The 16,291-nt window shown below is 72.1% G+C and carries 13 protein-coding genes and 1 pseudogene; 3 read left to right on the top strand and 11 right to left on the bottom strand.

All coding sequences use genetic code 11. The features are described 5' to 3' along the window. The first annotated feature begins 18 nt into the window (after positions 1 to 18). Entirely contained in the window at positions 19 to 3,024 is a 3,006-nt protein-coding gene (locus AC4OXY_RS26905; RefSeq protein ID WP_491991202.1) for an AfsR/SARP family transcriptional regulator, read from the top strand. A 72-nt stretch (positions 3,025 to 3,096) separates the two neighbouring features. On the opposite strand, the gene AC4OXY_RS26900 is transcribed toward AC4OXY_RS26905, so the two are convergent. The 9 genes from AC4OXY_RS26900 to AC4OXY_RS26860 form a co-directional block, all read right to left on the bottom strand. Next, entirely contained in the window at positions 3,097 to 3,291 is a 195-nt protein-coding gene (locus AC4OXY_RS26900) for a hypothetical protein (protein ID WP_356029854.1), read from the bottom strand. A 101-nt stretch (positions 3,292 to 3,392) separates the two neighbouring features. Beyond that, complete coding sequence (locus tag AC4OXY_RS26895; RefSeq protein ID WP_491991201.1) at positions 3,393 to 4,601, bottom strand: ATP-grasp domain-containing protein; 1,209 nt, start codon at positions 4,599 to 4,601, stop codon at positions 3,393 to 3,395. 26 nt (positions 4,602 to 4,627) lie between these two features. Continuing rightward, positions 4,628 to 4,843 carry a tautomerase family protein gene (locus tag AC4OXY_RS26890; RefSeq protein ID WP_356029856.1) on the bottom strand — a complete coding sequence of 72 codons (216 nt, stop codon included), beginning with the start codon at positions 4,841 to 4,843 and terminating at the stop codon, positions 4,628 to 4,630. Positions 4,844 to 4,894: 51 nt separating this feature from the next. After that, positions 4,895 to 5,833, bottom strand: coding sequence for a cysteine synthase A (gene cysK, locus AC4OXY_RS26885; RefSeq protein ID WP_362822387.1), 939 nt, complete (start codon positions 5,831 to 5,833; stop codon positions 4,895 to 4,897). Positions 5,834 to 5,844: 11 nt separating this feature from the next. After that, positions 5,845 to 7,125: an ATP-grasp domain-containing protein gene (locus AC4OXY_RS26880; protein ID WP_356029858.1), complete on the bottom strand. Its 1,281-nt coding sequence runs from the start codon at positions 7,123 to 7,125 to the stop codon at positions 5,845 to 5,847. Further along, complete coding sequence (locus tag AC4OXY_RS26875) at positions 7,126 to 7,944, bottom strand: ATP-grasp domain-containing protein (RefSeq protein ID WP_356029859.1); 819 nt, start codon at positions 7,942 to 7,944, stop codon at positions 7,126 to 7,128. Then, complete coding sequence (locus AC4OXY_RS26870) at positions 7,941 to 8,882, bottom strand: PLP-dependent cysteine synthase family protein (protein ID WP_491991200.1); 942 nt, start codon at positions 8,880 to 8,882, stop codon at positions 7,941 to 7,943. Before AC4OXY_RS26870 ends, AC4OXY_RS26875 begins: the two co-directional genes overlap by 4 nt. 71 nt (positions 8,883 to 8,953) lie before the next feature. Beyond that, positions 8,954 to 9,562: a serine O-acetyltransferase EpsC gene (gene epsC, locus AC4OXY_RS26865; protein ID WP_356029861.1), complete on the bottom strand. Its 609-nt coding sequence runs from the start codon at positions 9,560 to 9,562 to the stop codon at positions 8,954 to 8,956. Between the two features lie 79 nt (positions 9,563 to 9,641). Further along, a complete protein-coding gene (locus tag AC4OXY_RS26860; RefSeq protein WP_491991199.1) occupies positions 9,642 to 10,220 on the bottom strand; it encodes an NADPH-dependent FMN reductase in 579 nt (192 codons plus the stop codon). Positions 10,221 to 10,435: 215 nt separating this feature from the next. Here AC4OXY_RS26860 and AC4OXY_RS26855 point away from each other — a divergent pair, with 215 nt between their 5' ends. Continuing rightward, positions 10,436 to 14,266: an amino acid adenylation domain-containing protein gene (locus tag AC4OXY_RS26855; protein ID WP_491991198.1), complete on the top strand. Its 3,831-nt coding sequence runs from the start codon at positions 10,436 to 10,438 to the stop codon at positions 14,264 to 14,266. A 452-nt stretch (positions 14,267 to 14,718) separates the two neighbouring features. On the opposite strand, the pseudogene AC4OXY_RS26850 reads toward AC4OXY_RS26855, so the two are convergent. Both AC4OXY_RS26850 and AC4OXY_RS26845 read right to left on the bottom strand, forming a co-directional pair. Then, positions 14,719 to 15,063 (bottom strand): annotated as a pseudogene (locus AC4OXY_RS26850) (VapC toxin family PIN domain ribonuclease); the annotation flags it as partial. After that, entirely contained in the window at positions 14,976 to 15,677 is a 702-nt protein-coding gene (locus tag AC4OXY_RS26845; RefSeq protein WP_356039769.1) for a hypothetical protein, read from the bottom strand. The gene AC4OXY_RS26845 and the pseudogene AC4OXY_RS26850, both read right to left, overlap by 88 nt. Positions 15,678 to 15,965: 288 nt before the next feature. Here AC4OXY_RS26845 and AC4OXY_RS26840 point away from each other — a divergent pair, with 288 nt between their 5' ends. Further along, positions 15,966 to 16,226 (top strand): hypothetical protein, encoded by a 261-nt coding sequence (locus AC4OXY_RS26840; protein WP_376287997.1) that lies wholly within the window; start codon positions 15,966 to 15,968, stop codon positions 16,224 to 16,226. Positions 16,227 to 16,291 lie beyond the last annotated feature (65 nt).

The raw sequence follows: 16,291 nt of genomic DNA, 5'->3' as shown, positions 1-16,291 counted from the left end.
TTGGGCAGGGGGCTGGCGATGTCCGGAGCCGCGCCGCACACGGTGCACTTCAACATCCTCGGTTCGCTGGAGATCTGGGCCGGACGACACCGGCTGCGTCTCGGTGGGCCGATTCAGGAGCGGATTCTGGCCGCTCTGCTGCTGGAACCGGGCCGGGTGATACCGATGACCCGGCTGATGGAGGCGGCCTGGGACGAGGACCCGCCCGCCACGGCCGTCCATCAGGTTCGCAAGGCCGTCGCGGATCTGCGTCGCCGGGTGCCGGACGGCAGCTCGCTGTTTCTCACCGAGGGCCGCGGCTACCGTGCGGTGGTCGCCGAGGATCAGATCGACGTGGGCCGGTTCGCCCGGCTCACCGCGCAGGCGCGCCGGGAGCTGGCGGCCGGGGCCTCGGCCGGGGCGGCGGAGCTGCTGCGGACCGCGCTCGCGCTGTGGCGAGGCCCCGTCCTGGCGGATCAGGCGAGCCGCACGATCACGGCGGCCGCGCTTGCACTGGAGGAGCGTCGGCTGGCCGCGGCCGAGCAGCTCTTCCAGCTCCGGCTCGACGGGGGCGAGGCCGGCGAGCTGGTCGGTGATCTGCGGGAGGTGATCGCCGACCATCCACTGCGGGAGACGCTGCGCGAGCAGTTGATGCTGGCGCTGTACCGGTCCGGCCGGGCGGCTGAGGCGGTGGAGGAGTACGGCAGGGTGAGGGACCTGCTCGCGGAGGAGCTGGGCATCGACCCCGGGCCGCAGCTGGTCAGGCTGTATGAGGCGATCCTGCGCGACAGCGTCGAGCCAGCCGTACCCGAGCCGGAACCGGAGCCCGAGGCGGAGGCGGCACCGGCGTTGTCGCCGTGCACGCTGCCGTACGACCTGTCGGACTTCACCGGCCGTGAGGAGGAGTTGCAGCAGCTCCTCGCGTATGCGGCCGAGCCCGCCGACGGCACCCGGATCGTGGCCATCGACGGCATGGGTGGCAGCGGGAAGACGTCCCTGGCGGTGCGGGGCGCGCACCAGTTGGTGGACCGGTATCCGGACGGGCAGCTCTACTACAACCTGCGTGGTTATTCGCCCGGTGAGAATCCGCTGGCACCGTCCGCGGTGCTCGGTGCGCTGCTGCGCTCGCTGGGTGTGCCGGACCAGCGGATCCCGGAGGACGAGGGCGGCCGGTCGGCGCTGTGGCGGGCGACGGCCGCGGGCCGCAGGCTCCTTCTGCTGTTGGACAACGCGCTGGACTCGGCGCAGGTCCTGCCGCTGCTGCCGGCCTCGCCGGGCTGTCTGGTCGTGGTGACGAGCCGGGCCCGGCTGGTCGATGTGGACGGTGCGGACTGGATCTCGCTGCGGGTCATGTCGCCGCAGGACAGCACGGCGCTGCTCATGGAGACGCTCGGTGAGCAGAGGATGGCGACCGAGCCGGAGGCGGTCGCGGAGCTGGCCGAACTGTGCGGCCGACTGCCGCTGGCCATGCGGATCGCCAGCGCGCGGCTGCGCAACCGGCCCCGCTGGACGGTGCAGTACCTGGTGGACCGGCTGTGCGACGAGACCCGGCGGCTGGACGAGCTCAGCAGCGGCGAGCGCAGTGTCGCGGCGACCATCCAGCTGTCGTACCAGGCGATGGAGGAGCGGCACCGGGTCGCGTTCCGGCTGCTCGGTGTGATGCCGGGCAAGGAGATCGACGCCCACGCGGGTGCGGCGCTGTTCGGCACGGACACCCGTACGGCGGAGGACATCCTGGAGCGGCTGCTGGATGTACACCTGGTGCTCCAGCAGAAGCTGGGCCGGTACTGCCAGCACGACCTGGTACGCGGGTTCACGCAGAGCCTGCGCTCGGCCGACACGGAGGCGGCCGACCGGGCCGCGGTGGAGCGGCTGCTGGACTACTACGTGGCCGCGTCCGAGCAGGCGTGCGCCCTGCTGTTCCCGAGCCGGTCGGGCCGTGCGGCACAGCTTCCCGCGAGTGCGGCAACATTGCCGCCGGTGCGGGACGCGGGGCAGGCGCAGGAGTGGCTCGGCCGGGAGCACCGGGCGCTGCTGTCGGCGGTGGGGCTCGCCCATGAGCGGGGGCTGGACCGGCATGCGGTGCATCTCGCCCGTGATGTGATCTTCTATCTGAATCTGCGGGGGTACTTCGAGGAGTACGAGCAGGTCGCCCAGCTCGCAGTGGACTCGGCGCGGCGGCAGGGCGATCCGTCGGTGCTGCGTTCGAGTCTGTCGAATCTGACGTCCTCGCACTGGAAGCTCGGCCGGTTCCGGGACGGTCTGAAGTCGGCCGAGGAGTCGCTGCAGATCGCCTGTGCGCTGGGCGACCGGCACGGTCAGGCCGTCAGCTTCGACCAGCTCGGGCTGCTGCACAGCTATCTCGGCAATCTCCGGGAGGGCAGCGATCATCTGGCACGCAGTATCGACCTGCACGAGAACGTGATGCGCAAGGCGATGGCTTTGTCCAACCTCAGCACGGTGTGCTGCTGGCTCGGTGAGTACCGGAGGGCGGCGGAGGCGGCCGAGGAGGCAGTCGCGCTGCATGGCCGCGGGGGCGAGCACGTCAGCCAGATACCGGCGCTGAACGATCTGGCCATCGCCCGGCTCGCGCTGGGTGAGCCGGAGCAGGCGAAGGCTTGTCTGGAACGGGCGCTGGCCGTGGGCGACGAGTCGTCGATGCCCGAGGACGTGGCGCTCGCGCTGGCGCTGTCCGCCGACGCCGAGCAGCGGACCGGCCGGCGGGTTCCGGCGTCCGCGCACGGGCGGGAGGCGAAGGCCCTGGAACTGGTGCGGGCTCGCGGCACGACGGTGCGGTGCTGCGAGGTGGAGAACATCGTCGGCCGGCTGCACCAGCGCCGTGGCGCGTACGCCGAGGCGCTGCGGCTGCATGAGAGCGCCCTGCTGCGGGCGGACTCGATCGAGTACCGGGTGGCGCTCGCGCACGCCCACGACGGGATCGCGCGCGCCGCGCTGGCGCTCGGTGACACGTGCTTGGCGCTGAGGCATCGCAGCGAGGCGGACGGGCTGTTCGACGCCATGGGGATGCCGGCCGACGTGCACTGAACCACGGACGACGGTGCTCCGCACCAGGGCCGGGTACGGAGCACCGTCGTCGCGGCCACGGCGTCAACCGGCCTACTCGGGGCCGCCGTCGCTGTATGCGACCGCCGACGGGGCGGCGGCCAGGTTCCCGGACTCCGGCCCGCCGTCGGACGCCGTCGTGACCTTCGGTGCCCAGGCGTGTCCGGTGTGGCTGGTTCCGGCTGCCCCGAGGACGAGTGCGGTGATCGCGATGATGATGCCGATCGGCCGGGCTGCCTTGCTGCGCATGATGTCTCTCCCCGTGATGTTGTGTCACTGTCGTGATGTCGTCGCGCCCTGCCGGGTACCGCGGCCGACGTCACTCATCGTGGAGACCACCGCTACCGAACTCATCCTGCGGAGATACCTCGGCCGCGGGAACAGGTGCCGCATCCGCCGTCGGCCCGTTCCGCCCGGTCCCACAGCGCCCGTACGGCTGTGATGCGGCGGCCCGCCTCATCGGGAGAGCCGGCCTCGACGGCGACCCGGCCAGGCTGCCCGGTGCCCGGCCGAGGAGTGCGGAAGTACCGTACGTACGGCACGGATGCGAGGTCTGCCGTCCCGATCCCGGCAGGCGGTGGAACCTCCGTCGCGGCGGCCGCCCGCTGCGGCACCGGACGCGGAACCGGCTCTCCGGCCAGCGCCCGGAAGAGCCACAGCTCGGGGTCGTATCCGGCGCCGATGCGCAGCAGGTCGGGCCCGGCACCCCGGAGGCCGTCCTCGGCCGCCACGACGCGTGCACCGTGCGGGGTGAGCACCATACGGGTGCAGGTGACGCCGAAGCGGTAGTCGGCCAGGTCGAGCAGGGCCGTGGCGACCGCGCGCAGCTCGGCCCGCTCCCGACTGTCGAGCGGTGCCGGGTAGACCTCGGTGACGGTGCCTCCGTCGTCCTGATGAGCGGTGATGGCCAGGACATGGTGCATGCTGTCGGCCGTCAGCGTGTGCACTGCGAAGACCGGTCCGGTGAGGAACTCCTCCAGCAGGTACGGTCCGACGGCGGGGTCCGCCTGCCGTCGGGCCGTCCAGGCCGTCAGCTCGGCCGGGGTGCGGATCGGTGTGACGCCGGCACCGCCGTCGGCGCCGGTGTGCTTGACGACCAGTGGCAGCGGCCAGTGCTCCGCCAGTTCCAGGACCTCGGTGACGGTGCGGGCGTGCCGGGCGCGGACTACCGAGCGGCCGCTCTCGTTGAGCAGACGGCGCATCGCGGTGGGGTCAGTGATCCGGTGCACGGACCGGGCGCTGGTCAGCGACAGGCCGGCCGCGTCGACGGCGGCCAGGGCGGCGGACCGGCCAGGCCGCTCGCCCAGATACAGCGTCAGGCTGAGTCCCGCACTGCGGGCGGCGTCACGGAGCAGCGCGGCCAGGCCCGCCGGTTCACGGGTGTCGGTCAACAGCAGCCGCTGCGAGAGCCGTTCGGCCTCGGCGAGACAGAGCGGGTCGTCGTCCGTGTCCCGGTCGCGGACCGACCAGACGTGGAAACCGGCCGCCACGGCCTTTCGCACGGACTCGTGACAGGGCTGGACGAGCAGCAGCCGCCGAGTGCCGTCGGAAGGGGACATGAGAGGGCTCCTCCGGGCCCGGGCCGTCAGGTACCGGTTCCCGGCTGCCGCTGCGCGAGGATGTCGTCGGCGAGGATGCCTCCGCTGCCCCAGTGGTCGTGCGCCACGTCCCGGACGAGGACGGTCACGGCCTCCTTGGGGCAGCCGGCGACGCGCGCGGCGGTGTCAGTGAGTTCGGCGACCAGTTCGGCGCGGGCGGCACGGTCGTTTCCCTGCCACCAGTCCACGGTGATCACAGGCATGTTCTTCTCCTTGCACGACAGTTGTGTACGAGCGATGTGTACGAGGGGGTGTCAGTTCTGCGTGTTGTGGTGCCACAGGCTCATGTAGCGCTCGCCGGAGTCGGGCAGCACCGTGACGACGACCTTGCCCGCGTACTCGGGCTTGGCGGCGAGTTCGGTGCAGGCGTGCACAGCGGCCCCGGAGGACACCCCGGCGAGGATGCCCTGGTTCCGGGCGAGGGCCCGTGCCGTGGCCATGGCGTCCTCGTCGGAGACGGTGACGACCTGGTCGATGAGGGAGACGTCGGTGGTCTCGGCGACGAAGCCCCCGTTGAGGCCGGGGATGCGGTGCAGGCCGGCGGTGCCGCGCGAGAGGACCGGGGAGTTCTCCGGCTCCACCGCGACGACGTGCACCGAGGGCTTCTGCTCCTTCAGGTACCGGGCAATGCCGGTGAGCGTGCCACCGGTGCCGACACCGCAGACCAGGACGTCGACGGCGCCTGCGGTGTCCCGCCAGATCTCCGGGCCGGTGGTCGCGTAGTGCGCCCGAACGTTGTCGGGGTTCTGGTGCTGGCGGGGAAACCAGGAGCCGGGGGTGGCCGCGTGGATCTCCTCGGCCTTGGCGATCGCGCCCTGGTAGCCCGCGTCGCGCGGGGTCCGGACGACCTCGGCGCCGAGTGCCTGAAGCAGCGTCACCCGCTCACTGGTGGCGCTGTCGGGCAGCACGATCACGCAGCGGTGGCCGCGCGCGGCGGCGAACGCGGCCAGCGCGATGCCGGTGTTGCCCGAGGTCGCCTCGACCACGGTGCCGCCGGGGCGCAGTTCGCCGCGCTCCTCGGCGGACCGCAGCATGAACAGCGCCGCCCGGTCCTTGACGCTGGACAGCGGGTTGGCGGACTCCAGCTTGGCGAGCACCCGGACGCCCTCGGCGGCGCCGTCCGTACCCAGGCGGACGAGCGGGGTGGCGCCGACCAGGTCGGCGATGCTGTCGGCGGGAACAGGGCTGGTCATGGCGGTGTCCTTCACTGGGCGGGGGCGGGCGGCAGATCCTTGAGCACCAGCTCGCCGAGGAACCAGGACTCGACCCGGCGCAGCCGTTCCTCGACCTCCGCGCGGCTGCGGCCCGAGACCAGCACGGTGCACAGGAAGTCGGAGGAGGTCCGGGCGGCTTCCATCGTCCGGCCAGGTCCGGTGAAGACCCGGAACCGCTCGATCCACGGCCAGTCCGGCGGGGCCTGTGGTACCGCCACCACCCGGCCGGGGCGCTTCATCAGCACCATCTGCCCGGTCATGGTGCGCGGCCGGGGCAGCCCTGAACCGGCCGGCTCGGGCAGGGACACCGGCAGGCCCAGTTCTGCGCGCAGCCAGCTGCGGGTCGGATCGGCGCCGAACAGCAGCGTCATCACGTCACGGATCGCGGCTCCGCCCGTGCGGCAGGCGATCTCGCACAGCACCAGTTCGTCGTCCGGCGTGTGGAAGACCTCCGCGTGGAAGGCGAAGTTCTCCGGGCCGGGCAGCGCCTCCAGCAGCAGCCGGGTGAACTCCAGCAGCCGCCCGGCCAGTGGGTCGGAGGGGTCGAGCGTGAGGTCGATGCGGGGCCCGGTGTCGGTGGCGTAGGTGGCAAGTGCGTACTGGTACTGCGACGGCCAGGCGAACACGGTCCGCCCGCCCAGGACGAGCCCGTCGACATGGCACAGGGGTCCGGGCACGAACTCCTCGGCGATCAGGTTCGGCCGGCCGCCGTCGTACAGGTCGAAGTCGTCGGCGAGGTGGGCGTCGAGGTCCTCGGGTCCGCGCAGGATCCGCAGTCCCACCGAGCCCGCGCTGTCGCGGGGCTTGAGGACGACCGGGTAGCCGTACTCGGCAGCGAAGTCCACGATGTCGGTGGCGGTCTCGATCTCGCGGTGGGCCGCCACCCGCACCCCGGCCGCCGCAGCGAGCCGCTTCATCAGCGCCTTGTCCCGGAACGGCAGGACACTGTCCGGCCGTTGCCCGGGCAGGCCGAGCACCTCCCGCAGCACGGCGGCCCGTTCGAGATCGCGCTCATGGCTGGCGACGACGTACCGGACACCGTGCTCCCGGGCCAGCTCCAGCGCGCGGGCCTCCAGCCCGCCACCGGTGTCGTAGCCGTCGAGCGCCTCCGTGCGGGCGTATCCCGCGCCGGCCGGCGGGAGATCCTCACCGACCCGGTCGAGGTTGTCCCGGGAGGTGAGCAGCAGGATGTCGCCGGGATGGTCGGCGAACCACTCGTCGTACGGCACAGCGTGCACCGAACCGACCTGATGCAGCACGAGAACACTCACTCAGACCGCCTCCATGCTCTCGCGGTGCGGCAGTTCGGCAGGCAGTCCCGCCTGTGCGCGCACCCGTTCCCGGCCAGGGCCCAGGTGGCCCTCATAGCGGACGCTGTCCACGCGCCACACGCCCCGCTCGTCGCGTACGGCGGCGACACCGAGCGGATGGCCCGGCCCGCCCGGCAGCACGGCGAGCGCGGCGTCGGTGGCCGGGGTGCCCAGGCCGTGGTGCCGTGGCCCGGCGGTCAGCGGTTCGACGGTGAGCCCGGCAGTGGCCGTCGGATGCCCGGTGGCGAGGCCGTCCCGGGCGAAGACGCGCAGGTCGTCCTCGTCGGAGAGTTCGGCCACGACGGGCCGCTCGGCACCCCGTAGCGGCCGTATCACCAGCGGGTATCCCCAGCTGTGCGCAGCCCGGTACAGGTCGGGGACCCGGCCGGCCGCTGCCCGGCGTACGACGGGTACGCCGGCGCTGCTCAGCAGTTCGTCTGCGCGGAGCGTGTCGGCACCGACCAGCGCCTCGTCGCGGCTCTGTCCGGGCAGGCCCAGATGGCTGCGGAGCGAGCCGGCCCGGACCTGGTCGCCGGGGTGGAGGGCGACGACCGCCGACACCTGGCGGCGCACGGCCACGGCGAGCACGGTCCGTTCCGCCTCGGCGGTGACGGCGAACCGCGGGACGACATGCGTCTCGGCCCATGCGCCGCGCTGCCCTCCGAGCAGGTCCACTGCCTCCGGCTCGGTGACCAGGACCAGGTCCCGGCCGGCGTCGGCGAGCCAGCGCCCGTACGGCAGGGCACCGAGCGCGGCGCGGTGCAGCACGATCAGCGTCATGACCGGTCCTCGCCCTCGGCCGGCCACCAGCTGAGGTAGCGCTCGCCGGTGTCCGGGAAGACGGTCACGACGGTGGCGCCGGACAGGTCGTGGCGGCGGGCCAGTTCCGCGCAGCCGTACGCAGCTGCGCCCGCGGAGATGCCGACGAGCAGCCCGTGGCGGGCGGCGATCGCGCGGGTGGCGGCGGCCGCGTCGGCGTCGGGGGCCACGATCACCTCGTCGATCAGGGCGACGTCGGTGACGGGGCTGATGAACCCTCCGTTGAGGCCCGGGATGCGGTGCGGTCCGGGCTCGCCGCCGGACAGCAGCGCGGAACCGGCCGGCTCGACCGCGACCACCTTGAGGTCCGGGTTGTGTTCGCGCAGGTAGCGGGCGGTGCCGGTGAGCGTGCCGCCGGTGCCGACGCCGCACACCAGGTAGTCGACCCGGCCCTGACAGGCACGCCATATCTCGGGGCCCGTGGTCGCGTAGTGGGCCCGGACGTTGTCGGGGTTGGTGTGCTGGCTCGCATACCAGGAGCCGGGGATGTCAGCGTGCAGCTTCTCCGCGCGCTCCACGCAGCCGGCGAAGCCGAGGCTGTGGTCGGTGAACTCGACCTCGGCACCGAGCATGCGCAGGGTCAGGACGCGTTCGGCGGTGGCATTGTCGGGCAGCACGATCACACAGCGGTAGCCGCGGACGACGGCGAGGGCGGCCAGCGCGATACCGGTGTTGCCCGAGGTCGACTCGACCACGGTGCCGCCGGGGCGCAGTTCGCCGCGCTCCTCGGCGGACCGCAGCATGAACAGCGCCGCCCGGTCCTTGACGCTGGACAGCGGGTTGGCGGACTCCAGCTTGGCGAGCACCCGGGCGTCGTCGGGGGCGTCGTCCGGGCGCAGCCGCAGAAGCGGGGTCGAGCCGACCAGGTCGGTGATGCTGTCGACTATGGCAAGGGGCATGGGCTGTCCTCGTCGGGAGCGTTCGGGAATGGTTCGTCATGCGGGCGGTCACCGGGAACAGGCGGGCGGGGTCACCAGGACCCGGCCGAAGCGGTCACCGCGAACAGGTCTTCCATCAGCCGCGGTTGCTGTCCCTCGCCGCGGATCACCGCAGTGGGCGCGAGGACCTTCGCGTAGGCGGGCACGTCCTTGTTCACCAGCGCCTGGGCCCCGATGACGGCGTGGTCGGCGATGGTCACGGGGCCGAGCACGGTGGCGTTGGTGCCGAGGACGACCCCGTTGCCGACCCGCGGGTGCCGGCGTTCGCCCTCGGGACGCTTGACGTCGTTCCACCAGCCGACCGCACCGAGCGTCACCTGGTGATAGATCGTCACATCGTCCCCGACCTGCGCGGTCTCGCCGATCACGACGGCCGCGCCGTGGTCGATGAAGACCCGCCTGCCCAGTTCGGCACCGGGATGGATCTCCACGCCGGTGACGGTACGGGCGGCGAGAGCGAGCAGCCGGGCGGTCAGCCGCCGTCCGCGGCGGTGCAGCCGGTGCGCGATCCGGTGGGTCCACAACGCGGGCAGCGCGGGGTGCAGCAGCGCCTCACGGCGGTTGCGGATGGACGGGTCGCGCTCGATGACCACGTGCAGGTCTTCACGGAGGGTGCTGAGGATGCCTGTCTGTGCCGGCATGGGCGGTGTCCCCTGTCTGTCACATCGGTGTGGCGGAGGTCGGCCGCGGGTGAGCCCGCCGCGCGGGGCGTTCGCGCGTTCAGGCGTGCGCGGCGGCGGGCCGGGCCGGCAGTGCCGCGAGGGTGGCGTCGACGAGGCCGGTGAGGGCCAGGAGGACGTCGGAGTCGGTGAAGACACCGTTCGCGGTGCTCAGTTGGTAGGCCTTGCCGACGGCGACCGGATCGTGGGCCACCACCTGGGCACCGCAGCGGGTCAGTACGCCGGCCAGCGCGGCCTGTGCGTCCACCGCGCCGCGCGCTCCGGGCGAGGCGCTCGCCAGCGCGACCGTCTTGCCGGTGAGCGGGCTGTTTCCGCCCGGGCGCGAGAGCCAGTCCAGGGCGTTCTTGAGGACGCCCGGCATCTCTCCGTTGTACGAGGGGGTGCTGATGAAGAGCGCGTCCGCGTCCCGCACCAGCTCCTTGGCCGCGTGCACCGCGTCGGTGCCGCCGGCCTGCTCGACATCCCCGTCGTAGAAGGGGAGGTGCCCCACCGACAGGGTGTCGATGTCGTACTCGTCCCCGTCCGGCCGCTCGGCCAGCAGCCGACGCACGGTAGCGAGGACGGAGGCGTTGAGCGAGTCCCGACGGATGCTTCCGGGGACGAGGACGATCTTGGTCACAGTGGCCAGCCTTCATGGTGTCACGGGTGTCGCGCTGTGCCTCTCAAGCGGACGGCGCGAGGTGCTACGGATCCCGATCGTGTCGGCCGCCGTTCCCGAACACCTCCCGCGAACGTCCCGTGCCGGGCCCGTACCAGCCCGGGAGATCTTCAGGAGCCCGCCGCCCGAGGCTGGCCGTCGCCACCCACCGAGCACAACCACGCGGGGACGATGCAATGAAGACTGCGAGCGCACTGATATCCGGCACACCCCTCACGGGCCTGTGTCTGCCCGATCTGCTGGCCCGGCAGGCCGCTTTGCGTCCAGAGGCCACGGCGGTCACCTTCCGCGACGAACGGCTCAGCTACCGTGAACTCGACCGGCAGAGCCGGCACCTCGGTGCCCGTCTCGCCCGGCTCGGCGTCGGCCCCGACACCTGCGTCGGTCTGTTCACCGAGCCGTCCCTGGACCTGATGACCGGCGTGTGGGGCATCCTCGGCGCAGGCGCCGCCTATCTGCCGCTGTCCCCGGACTACCCCGAGGACCGGCTGCGCTACATGATCGAGGACTCCGGGGCGCAGGTCATCGTGACCCAGGAACACCTGCGCGAGCGTCTGGCCGCCCTCGCACCGAGGGACGTCCTGATACTCACGCCGACGGAAGCGACGCCGGGCCCGGGCGACCGCATCTCCGTACCCGGGCGGCAGCCCGGCCATCTCGCGTATGTCATCTACACCTCGGGCAGCACGGGCCGGCCCAAGGGGGTGGGGATCGAGAACCGGGCCGTCGAGAGCCAGCTTCGCTGGCTCGCCTCCCGCGGCTATCTGGGACCGCAGGTCACCATGCTGCAGAAGACGCCCATGAGTTTCGACGCCGCCCAGTGGGAGATCCTCGCCCCGGCCGCCGGTGCCCATGTCGTCATGGGCACCCCGGGCATCCACCGGGACCCGCAGGCCATCGCCGAGGCCGTGCGCGCCCACGGTGTCACCCACCTGCAGTGCGTGCCGACGCTGCTCCAGGCCCTCCTGGACACCGAGGAGTTCGCCTCCTGCACCTCGCTGCGGCGTGTCTTCTCCGGCGGCGAGGCGCTCACCCACAAACTGGCCCGCGACTTCTTCCACGGGCTGCCGGGCGCGTGTCTGGTCAACCTCTACGGGCCGACCGAGACCACCATCAACGCCACCTTCCACGAGGTGGACCCCGCGGCCATCGACGGCGGCACGTCCTGCACGGTGCCCATCGGCGTACCGGTGACCGGCGTTACGGCGTATGTCCTGGACGAGAACCTGGCACCGGTCGACATCGCTGTGGCCGGCGAGCTGTATCTGGGCGGCGCGCAGCTGGCCCGTGGCTATCTGGGCCGCCCTGGGCAGACGCTGGAGCGCTTCGTCGCCTCGCCGTTCGAGCCGGGCGAGCGCCTGTACCGCACGGGGGATGTGTGCCTGTGGAACCCGGACGGCACCCTGCAGTTCGCGGGCCGCGCCGACAACCAGGTCAAGCTGCGCGGCTATCGCGTGGAGCTGGAGGAGGTGGCCTCGCGCATCGAGGAGCACACCTGGGTGCGCCGCGCCGCCGCGATCGTCACCGACGAGGTGCGCACCGGCCATCCGGCGCTGGTCGCGTGTGTCGAGCTGAACCCCCGTACGGCTGCCGTCATGGACCAGGGCTCGCACGGCGCCCACCACCAGTCCAAGGCGTCCAAACTCCAGGTCAAGGCACAGCTGTCCAACCCGGGCCTGCGCGAGCCGGCCCAGCTGGCGGGCCGCCCGGCCATCGCCCTGCCGGGCCGTGCGGAGACCGCCGTGCAGCGCCGGGAGACCTTCGCCCGCAAGACGTACCGCTTCTACGACGGCGGCCCGGTCACCCGTGAGGACCTCCTCGCCGTGCTCGCACCGCGCCCGGTTCCGGAGTCCTCCCGGCCGCTGAGCGAGCTGAGCCCGGCCGAACTGGGCCGGATCCTGCGCTGGTTCGGCCAGTTCCACAGCGAGGAACGGCTGCTGCCGAAGTACTCCTACGCCTCACCGGGCGCCCTGTACGCCACCCAGCTGTACGTCGAGTCCGGCGGCGTCGCGGGCCTCGCGCCCGGCGTGTACTACTACCACCCGGTCGACCACAGCCTGGTCCGCGTCGGTGACGGCACCGGCCGCTGCCCGGACGGCGGGCTGCTGGTGCACTTCCTCGGCAAGCGGCAAGCGATCGAACCCGTCTACCGGACCAACATCCAGGAAGTGCTGGAATTCGAGACCGGCCACATGCTCGGCGTGTTCGAACGGGTGCTGCCCGCCCACGGCCTGACCATCGCCCCGCTCGGCCACTTCCCGCCGGTCAAGGACGTCCTGGACGTCGCCGAGGAGGACCACTACCTCGGCACCTTCGAGATCACCGCGAACGACGGCCGGCCCCGCCAGGACCCCACCGAGCTGTATGTCCAGGCCCACCCGGGCCGCATCCAGGGCCTGCCCGGCGGTCAGTACCGCTACCGCGACGGGGCGCTGGAGCGCATCGGCGACGAGCTGATCGAGGCCCGGCACGTCATCGCCATCAACCAGGGCGTGTACGCCCGCGCGAGCTTCGCCATCAGCGCGGTCAGCCGGGCCGCCGAACCCTGGCTGGAGTACATCGCCCTCGGCACCCGACTGCACCACTTCCAGCGCACGCCGGGCTTCGGCTTCATGTCCTCGGGCTACTCCTCCAAGTCCGGGCACCCGCTGCCCGCCGCCCGCCGCCTCGACGACATCCTCGGCTCGGCCGGCATCCCCGCCGGCCCGTCGTACTTCTTCCTCGGCGGCCGCGTCAGCGACGAGCAGGTGGCCGGCGAGGACATGTACGAGGACGCGGTCCACACCCAGGGGCCCGCGGAGATGATCCGCGACGAACTGGCCCGCTCCCTGCCCGACTTCATGCTCCCGAACCGGGTCCTCGTCCTCGACGCACTGCCGCTGACGGCCAACGGCAAGGTCGACACCAAAGCCCTGGCCGCCTCCCCCGAGGTGACCGCCGCCCGGCAGCCCGGCGTGTGCGTGGCACCGGCCACACCGACCGAGCAATGGCTGGCCGAGGTCTGGGGCACGGCGCTGAAGTACGAGGACGTCTCCAGCGAGGACGACTTCTTCGCCTGCGGCGGCAACTCACTGATCGCCGTGGCCCTCGTCAACCGCATCAACAAGCACTTCGGCACCCGCCTCCCGCTCCAAGTCCTCTTCGAGACACCGAAGCTGCGCGACCTGGCCGCCCGCGTCGACGACAACGCGACCGCAGCGGCCTCCCGGATGATCCCGCTCGCCCGGGACGGCGGCTTCGCCCCGGTCTTCTGCTGGCCCGGCCTCGGCGGCTACCCGATGAACCTGCGCCTGCTGGGCCAGCAGGCCAACCTGGACCGCCCCTTCTACGGCATCCAGGCGCACGGCATCAACGCCGGAGAGATCCCGTACGACACCATCCGCGAGACGGCCGCCGCGGACCTCGCGGAGATCCGCCGCATCCAGCCCAGCGGCCCCTACACCCTGTGGGGCTACTCCTTCGGTGCCCGCATCGCCTTCGAGACGGCCTGGCAGCTGGAACAGGCCGGGGAGAAGGTCGAGCGCCTGTTCCTGATCTGCCCCGGCAACCCCAAGGTCCGCCAGGAGAACGGCAACACCCACGGCCGGGAGGCGTCCTACGACAACCCGGCGTACGTCACGATCCTCTTCTCCGTCTTCACCGGCACGATCCACGGCCCCGCCCTGGACGCCTGCCTGGAACGGACCCACGACGAGGACAGCTTCGTCACCTGCATCCACGATCAGCTGCCGTCCCTGGACGAGGACACGATCCGCCGCATCACCCGCATCGTCACCATCACCTACGAGTTCGACTACACCTTCCGCGAACTGACCGAACGCACGGTGCAGGCGCCCATCACCCTCTTCAAGGCCCAGGGAGACGACTACTCCTTCATCGAGTCCCACACCGCATACTCGGCCACGCCGCCCACCGTCGTCCCACTGCAGGGCGACCATTACAGCGTCCTGAAGTCCCACGGCCTGCCGGAACTGCTCACCGCGACACGAACGGCAATGAGCCACTAGCCCCACCCCAAACCCCCCTCTGCCCAGCGTCCCCCACGGGGCAGGCAGAGGGGATCCACGGGCGTGCGGACCGGTGGCCGCTCGGACCGCCTACGCTGCCGCTGGAGTGTGCATCTGCAAGCCGACGCGTCGGGGACATCCCGCACCCGCAGGTGCAGCACCGCGACAGAGCGGTAGAGCCCCGCACGGCATCCCCGCGTGGCTTCGTGCCCAAAGCGTGCCCATAACACCGGACAACCACGGTAAACAGCGGGGCGAAGCCAGCTCCCGACGCCACGCTGGAGGGGACGTATCCCCAGGTCAGCGACCTTCGGTTTAGCTGTTGCCGGAGAATCTCCACCGAAACGCGCCTCTGGCCTGTCAAGCCGAGTCACGTGCCCCTCCACCTGAAGGCTACGGCTGCCCAGGTCCCTTCTACGGCTGGCGACTTCAGCGACCGGACGTTCGCGTCGAAGCGGCAGACCGGTGGGCAGTTCCCGGAACGCCTTGTAGCGGCCCAGGGGGCGCGCGGCCCGGAAGTCGCGCCGGTCCAGGTCTCGACCGCTGTATCGGATACGGACGGGCTGCGCAGCGCCCAGATGGCCCTCCGTGATCTCCGGCACGGCGACGCGCCGCCGGCTCATCCGGCGGCGGAGGCCGTCGATCGCGCTGCGCCTGTCCGAAGCCGAAGCCGAAGCCGAAGCCGAAGCCGAAGCGACGAGTACGGTGCTCACGTCCCCGGAACCAGCACCAGAACCCGGAACGGGCCGGGCGGCACAGCCGTGAGGGTGTCGTCCCCGGCGCTCCGCCACCCCCAGGACCGCAACGCCTCGACCGCCCTGTGGTCCCGGGCGTCCACCAGCGTGACGCCGAGTACGGCGCCGTGGTCGGCGAGCAGTCGCCGCTGGAAGCGCCGGGCGAGATTCCAGGCACGGTCCGGCTGCTCCCGGCGCACACGGGGAGGGACGACGATCCCGGAGACGACGAAGAGCCGCCCGGAGGCGGCGCGGCGGAACAGGCTCTCTGGCAGATGTCCGTCGAAGCCCTCCCACCACGGACCGGCACCGCCCGCGGGAAAGCCGTAGGCGCATCCGGTCAGGGCGGTGGTCTCCGCGATCAGCAGCGAGAACCCCGGTCGTCGCACGTCGGCCGCGAGATGCCGCAGGAAGGCGCCGCGCGCCTGGTTCCACGCCCATGGGCCGTCACCGGACACCTTCGCGTACAGATCGCCCAGCTCTTGCAGGCGATCCTCGACCTGCCCGCGGGTCAGCGGGCGGAGGCGTTCTCCCTCGTACGGTGAGGCTCCCCGCTCCCACCGCGGTCGGCCCGGCGTGCGCGAGTACGGGTGCGGGTGCGGCTTGGCCGGTGCGGGCCGGGCCGCGGGGACGTTCCACGGCGTCGGGGTCGTCGGGGCGAACATGTGCGCGGTCATGGGGCGACCCTGCTCCGGGCGCGGACGAGGACCGCCCCCGTGTCGTCGATCACCGAGGGCGGCGCCGGTGTCGGAGCCGGTGCGCGGATTGCCCTCGGTCTCTCCACCGTACTCCCGGCCGGACCGCCGGTCGGGCGCGGTACGCACGGCCGCCCTTGCCCGGCATACCCTTCAGAAGAGGGGTGCCACGGAAACACGGCGCAGCCCCGTCACCCCGTCACCGCCGCTCGGCGGCTCGGGCAGCGACCGCGTTCTTGGTGTGTACCCGTCGCCCGCCAGGAGGTCCGTATGAATCACGAGTCCTTGCCCTCCGAGAGTCACGCCGAGGTCCGCATCGTGGCCGCGACCCCGGAGGTCGCCCGGCGCGTGGCCGACGTCCTCCGCCGTTGCTTCGCCTCGACCGAGCAGCGCAGCTACCCCGCCGGCCGCGAAGGAGGGACCCGGCTCCACCTCACCCTCGACACCGCGAACGCCGCGGAACCCGCACGGTCCTGGCTCTCGACCAGTACATCGACGCAGCAGGCACAAGCACACGTCGACGAGGTGTGATCCGGGTCCCTGAGGCCACGCAGATCCACCGTCGCGTCCGTCCCCGCGCGGCCGTCAACACCTCG

It is taken from the genome of Streptomyces sp. HUAS MG56 (genome assembly GCF_058673395.1).
The sequence above is the reverse complement of the archived record's forward strand: the minus strand, read 5'-3'. Positions and strand labels throughout refer to the sequence as shown.

Excerpts from the sequence above, each read along its gene's own strand:
- AC4OXY_RS26875 (WP_356029859.1), bottom strand. The coding sequence starts at position 7,944 with ATGACGCTGATCGTGCTGCACCGCGCCGCGCTCGGTGCCCTGCCGTAC.
- AC4OXY_RS26840 (WP_376287997.1), top strand. The coding sequence starts at position 15,966 with ATGAATCACGAGTCCTTGCCCTCCGAGAGTCACGCCGAGGTCCGCATC.
- AC4OXY_RS26905 (WP_491991202.1), top strand. The coding sequence starts at position 19 with ATGTCCGGAGCCGCGCCGCACACGGTGCACTTCAACATCCTCGGTTCG.
- AC4OXY_RS26845 (WP_356039769.1), bottom strand. The coding sequence starts at position 15,677 with ATGACCGCGCACATGTTCGCCCCGACGACCCCGACGCCGTGGAACGTC.
- AC4OXY_RS26855 (WP_491991198.1), top strand. The coding sequence starts at position 10,436 with ATGAAGACTGCGAGCGCACTGATATCCGGCACACCCCTCACGGGCCTG.
- AC4OXY_RS26870 (WP_491991200.1), bottom strand. The coding sequence starts at position 8,882 with ATGCCCCTTGCCATAGTCGACAGCATCACCGACCTGGTCGGCTCGACC.
- AC4OXY_RS26900 (WP_356029854.1), bottom strand. The coding sequence starts at position 3,291 with ATGCGCAGCAAGGCAGCCCGGCCGATCGGCATCATCATCGCGATCACC.
- cysK (WP_362822387.1), bottom strand. The coding sequence starts at position 5,833 with ATGACCAGCCCTGTTCCCGCCGACAGCATCGCCGACCTGGTCGGCGCC.
- epsC (WP_356029861.1), bottom strand. The coding sequence starts at position 9,562 with ATGCCGGCACAGACAGGCATCCTCAGCACCCTCCGTGAAGACCTGCAC.
- AC4OXY_RS26895 (WP_491991201.1), bottom strand. The coding sequence starts at position 4,601 with ATGTCCCCTTCCGACGGCACTCGGCGGCTGCTGCTCGTCCAGCCCTGT.
- AC4OXY_RS26890 (WP_356029856.1), bottom strand. The coding sequence starts at position 4,843 with ATGCCTGTGATCACCGTGGACTGGTGGCAGGGAAACGACCGTGCCGCC.